This window comes from Desulfuromonadales bacterium (assembly GCA_035620395.1).
Lineage (GTDB): Bacteria > Desulfobacterota > Desulfuromonadia > Desulfuromonadales > DASPGW01 > DASPGW01.
The window spans coordinates 1-5,112 of record DASPGW010000308.1; the positions used below are offsets into that span (position 1 = coordinate 1).

Consider the following 5,112-nt stretch of genomic DNA (forward strand, 5'->3'; position numbering starts at 1 on the left):
GTGCTCGTGCTGGTGGCTTGCGATGCCGGGATAGCCGTAGTGCTGCATCAGCTTCTCCTCCTCGCCGAAGTGGAAAACGACGTAGCCGTCGAGAAACCGCAGCAACTCGGTGATCTTTTCCTTTCCGTGGCCCTCATGGCAAGCATCGACAAGGTCGCCGAACCGGCGGAACAGTTCCTTGTGCTGCTCGTCGATGATGTCGACCCCGACCGAAAGACTTTCTGTCCATTCCAAAGACATGAGGCCAAATCCTCCCTGTTCGCGATCCGGTCAGGGACCGGATAAAAGAGAAATCCCGGCCCCCATAGTCGGGGCCAGGGTAATTGTACCCTATTTTTGCGCATCGGAAAGAGAGGTGCAACACGCGGCAGAGAGGGGAAAGCGGAGCTTGCGGGGCCGGATTTGTCAGCTAAACCTAATTTAAGTGTTTGACAGCCACGGGGTGGATGCCTTATTTCTTAGCCATCGGAAATACCGTCCTTTGCGACTTAAACATATTCACATGCCGGGTTTGCCATGCCAAAACCACCCAAATCTTCATTGAACCGGCGCCAACGGGCCAGTTGGCGGGACTATCAAGCCGACTTGCGAGGGGGGGCCACTGCCCGACGCTTCTCGCTGCGCAGCACCGTTCGGGCGATCGCCGGCGTCTTGCTGGCGCTGGTCGCCGTTGTCGGCATCGTCGCCTTATTCCGGGCCGCAGGCGATCTGCCTCGGGCCATGGCGGCTCATATCTCTGCACCGGCATCACCTGCCGCCGAACCGGTCAGCAAGGATGAGGTCCGCCAGCTCCTGGATGAAAAGGCTTTCAACAACCTGACGGAAAAGAGCTTCGCCCTGCCGGTCGAAGGCCGGGTTCTCCAGGTAGAGACCACACTGGATGCGAACCTGCAGAACTACCTGCTCGACAAGATCGACCGCCAGAATTCGCGCCATGTCGGCATCGTCGTCATGGAAGCCGAAACGGGCCGGCTTCTGGCCATGGCGGGCTTCGACAAGTTCGATCCGTCCGCCAATCCCTGCCTGCGCAGCGACTTCCCGGCAGCCAGTATCTTCAAGATCGTGACGGCAGCGTCGGCTGTCGATCAGTTCGGCTATGCGGCCGATTCGCCCATGCAATTCAACGGCTACAAGCACACGCTGTACAAGCGGCAGTTGACCGACGCGGTCAATCGTTACACGACAACGGTCTCCTTCCGGGACGCCTTTGCCGAATCGGTCAACCCGGTGTTCGGCAAGCTCGGCGAATTCCGCCTGCGGAAACCGCTGCTGGAAAAGTCAGCCGACGCCTTCGGCTTCAATGAACCGCTCGATTTTGAACTGCCCCTGCCCCCCAGTCATTTTCAAGTCAGCGACGAACCGTACAATTGGGCCGAGGTTGCCAGCGGCTTCAATCGGGAGACCACGATCTCCCCCCTGCACGGCGCGGTGATGGCCTCGGCGGTGCTCAACGGGGGGGCCATGGTGGCGCCATCCATCGTCGACCGGATCGTCGATGCGAGCGGCGAGGTCCTGTACCGCTGGCAGCCGGGCCGGGAGCAGCAGGCCATGTCGGCCAGAGCCGCCACGGCCCTGAGCCAGATGATGGAGACCACGATCGCCTCCGGCACCGCTCGCAAGGCGTTCCGGAAGTTCCGGCAGGACAAAGTCCTGTCGCGCCTGCAGATCGGCGGCAAGACCGGTTCCATCGACAGCCGCTCCCATGATGTGCGCTACGACTGGTTCGTCGGCTTTGCCAGGGAGCGCCAGGGCCAGGGAGCGGTGGTCGTCGCCGTCATGGTAGGCCACGAGAAATACATCGGCATCCGCGCCACCCAGTACGCCCGCATGGCCATGACCTATTATTTCGGCCACCCTGCCGGAAAAGTCTCGCTGCCGTCCGTACCGGTGTCCGGTTCGGCCTCGAGGCGGGTTCCCACCCCATCTCGCCCCACCTGAAAAAAGCATTTGTCCCTTACCGCATCACCTCTTTGCCTCTTCCCGCTTCCGCCCGGACAAAGAAGGCTCCTTCCGGCCTTCCCCGGCCTCAGAGCTGCAGCGACTTGACCTCCAGAAACTCCTCCAGCCCGTAGGTGCCGAACTCCCGACCGTACCCCGACTGCTTGAAGCCGCCGAAGGGGGCGAGCAGGTTGAAGCGGCCGCCGTTGATGTCGATCTGCCCGGCCCGCAGGCGGCGGGCGATGCGTTTGGCGTGCTCGGCGTCGGCGGACCAGACCGCTCCGGCCAGCCCGTAGATCGTATCGTTGGCGAGGCGCACCGCCTCTTCCTCGTCGCGGTAGGTGAGGATGGCCAGCACCGGGCCGAAGATCTCCTCCCGGGCGATGGTCGAGCCGGGATCGACCCGGCCGAAGACGGTCGGCCGGACGTAATACCCTTTGGTCACCCCTTCGGGCGGCTCAGTGCCTCCCAGCAGCAGTTCGGCCCCCTCCTCGATCCCCTGGCGGATGTAGCCGAGCACCCGCTCGCGCTGCTCGGCGGAGATCAGCGGCCCCAGCTTGGCCTGGCCGCCGAAGGGGTCGCCCACCGAGAAGCTGCGCGCCGCCTCCACCGCCAGCCCGGCCGCCTCGGCGTAGCGGCTCGCCGGCACCAGCATGCGGGTGTGGGCGGTGCAGGTCTGCCCGGAGTTGAGGAAGCAGGCGTTCACCGTCCCCTTGACGGCGGCGGCCAGGTCGGCGTCTTCCAGGATCACCGCGGCCGACTTGCCCCCCAGCTCGAGGGCGACGCGCTTGACGCCCTGCGCGGCGAGCTCCGCCACCCGCCGGCCGGCCCGGGTCGAGCCGGTGAAGGAGATCATGTCCACCTCCGGATGCCGGGCCAGCGCCTCGCCGACCACCGGTCCCGTCCCGCTGACCAGGTTGAAGACCCCCGGCGGCAGGCCGGCCTGGTCGACGATCTCGGCCAGCATGAAGGCGTTGAGGGGGGCGAGCTCGCTCGGCTTGACCACCACCGTGCAGCCGGCCGCCAGGGCCGGGGCCACCTTGGCGACGATCTGGTGCAGCGGGTAGTTCCAGGGGGTGATGCAGGCCACCACCCCGACCGGCTCGCAGATCACCAGGGAGTTGCCGACCTGTTCTTCGAAGCGGTATTCGCCCAGCAGCCGGGCGAAACTCTCCAGCACCGCCGCCGGCAGTCCCGCCTGGATGCGCTGGGAGAGCTTGAGCGGCATACCCACCTCGCCGGTGATGGTCCGGGCGATCTCCTCGGCCCGCGCCGCCACCCCCTGCTGCAGCTTTTCCAGAAAGGCCCGGCGCTCTGCCACCGGCGTCGCCGCCCAGCCGGCGAAGGCGCCCCGGGCGGCGCGCGCCGCGGCGTCGGCATCCTCGGCGGTGCCGGCCGGTATCGACCCCATGACCTCCTCGGTGGAGGCGTTGACGACATCGATCGACCGCCCGCTGCCGGACGGCACCCACTGGCCGTTGATGTAGAGTTTTTCGTAGCGCTGCATGATTACGCCCTTCCCTTCATGTCCTGAAGTTTTACCTGCTTTGCTCTTCGTCGAAGCGACCGTCGAAGCGTGAGGCACGGCACACCCCGCCGACGATTACCGGCCGCCCCTGCAGCTCGGGGTGGTCGCGCTGCTCCACCGACGCATAAAAGGCATCCATGTCGAGATGGATGATGGTGTTGGTCATGACGCTCATTCCTGGCGGCAGGGTTTCATGTATCGCTCGCTGCGATAATCGCTGGGTCTTTTGATTGTACAGCGCTTTCCGGCAAGCTCTCTGACAAAATTCCACCCCTAGCCGCCGCGGGCACGCCGCGAAGATGAGCGAGCGGAGGGTCGGGTTGTGACTCGTGGTGTTGCGAGACGTTCACTACGAACCGAAAAAAGGGACAGCTTAAGCGGCAGAGAGGGCAGCGCCGATGATGCCGGCCTCGTTGCGTAATTGCGCCGGAACGATTTCGGCCTGGACAGCGATCTGGGGGAAAAACCGCTCATGCTTTTTGCTGGCGCCGCCGCCGATGATAAAGAGATCGGGCCAGACCAGCTCTTCCATGCGCTGCAGGTAACGGTTGAAGCGTTTGCCCCATTTGGCCCAGCTCAGGTGTTCCCGTTCCCGGACGGCGGCGGAGGCATAGCGCTCGGCGACTTTGCCGCGGACCAGGATGTGGCCGAATTCGGTATTCGGCACCAGGACGGAATCGCTGAACAGGGCCGAACCGAGTCCCGTGCCGACCGTCACCAGCAGGACCACCCCAAGCCGCCCCCGACCGGCGCCGAAGCGCATTTCGGCGATGCCGGCCGCATCGGCATCGTTCAGCACATGAAAGGGACAACCCGTGGCATCGGCAAACAGGCCTGCCACATCGGTGCCGATCCAGGCCGGATCGATATTGGCCGCGGTCATCGCCCGGCCGTCATGAATTACGCCGGGGAATCCGCAGCCGACGGCGTCATTCCAGGAAAAGTCCCGGACCAGGCTGGCGACGGCCGCCTGTACGGCTTCCGGAGTGGCCGGCATCGGCGTCGGAATCCGCAGACGTTCGCCGACCAGACAGCCCTTATAGACGTCGACCACGCCTGCTTTGACACCGCTGCCGCCGATGTCGATGCCGAGAATGTGCATAGCCTCCTCCTGGTTCGAAATCCCATCCCGGACTGTTCGCCCGACAGTATAACCGACAATAGCCGGAATGACCGCATGGCAAAAGGGGACTTGCTACCTTACCTGAAGTAGCCTATCCCCTTTCCTGTATTGAGTCAGGCCGAAGGCTGAAATTTTAACTTCGCCGGTCCCGGCCGGCCGCCGGGTGACTTTCCTTGCTCGTCCAAGGAAAGTCACCAAAGGAAGGACGCTCACCTGGCGGTGGGCACTACTGTCGCATCGGTTCAGGGGTTCCGGAGACCGTTGGTGCAGTTAACACTGCCGGTGCTTCGTAGCAAGGAAGCCTTTCGCCGGGCTGGACGCCGGCGTCTGTCGCGAGGGTCGGGACTCACACTCCAGCAGTGCCGGTGCTTGCCACAGCCGCGCACCCCTGATCTCGGACTTGGTTTTCCGACTAGCGCCGGTGTTTGCAACAGCCCGGTAGACACTGCGCGATCCATGAATGTTCGCCAGAAGGGCGGGCGGAGACGCGGCGCCTGTCAGCTGTAGCGAGGGTCCTAAATGC

The 5,112-nt window shown here is 64.2% G+C and carries 5 protein-coding genes; 1 reads left to right on the forward strand and 4 read right to left on the reverse strand.

Annotated elements, in window-relative coordinates; all coding sequences use genetic code 11:
- Window positions 1-240, reverse strand: a 240-nt coding sequence (locus VD811_16525) for a hemerythrin domain-containing protein (protein HXV22591.1), incomplete at its 3' end; no start/stop codon positions are given.
- Window positions 241-540: 300 nt separating this feature from the next.
- On the opposite strand from VD811_16525, the gene VD811_16530 reads away from it, so the two are divergent.
- Window positions 541-1,938, forward strand: coding sequence for a penicillin-binding transpeptidase domain-containing protein (locus VD811_16530; protein ID HXV22592.1), 1,398 nt, complete (start codon window positions 541-543; stop codon window positions 1,936-1,938).
- A gap of 88 nt (window positions 1,939-2,026) precedes the next feature.
- Here VD811_16530 and VD811_16535 read toward each other — a convergent pair whose 3' ends face one another.
- The 3 genes from VD811_16535 to VD811_16545 all read right to left on the reverse strand — a co-directional run bounded on the left by VD811_16535 (window position 2,027) and on the right by VD811_16545 (window position 4,568).
- Entirely contained in the window at window positions 2,027-3,445 is a 1,419-nt protein-coding gene (locus VD811_16535; protein ID HXV22593.1) for an aldehyde dehydrogenase family protein, read from the reverse strand.
- Window positions 3,446-3,476: 31 nt separating this feature from the next.
- Window positions 3,477-3,632, reverse strand: coding sequence for a hypothetical protein (locus tag VD811_16540; GenBank protein HXV22594.1), 156 nt, complete (start codon window positions 3,630-3,632; stop codon window positions 3,477-3,479).
- 207 nt (window positions 3,633-3,839) lie between these two features.
- A complete protein-coding gene (locus VD811_16545; protein ID HXV22595.1) occupies window positions 3,840-4,568 on the reverse strand; it encodes an ROK family protein in 729 nt (242 codons plus the stop codon).
- Window positions 4,569-5,112: the final 544 nt, after the last annotated feature.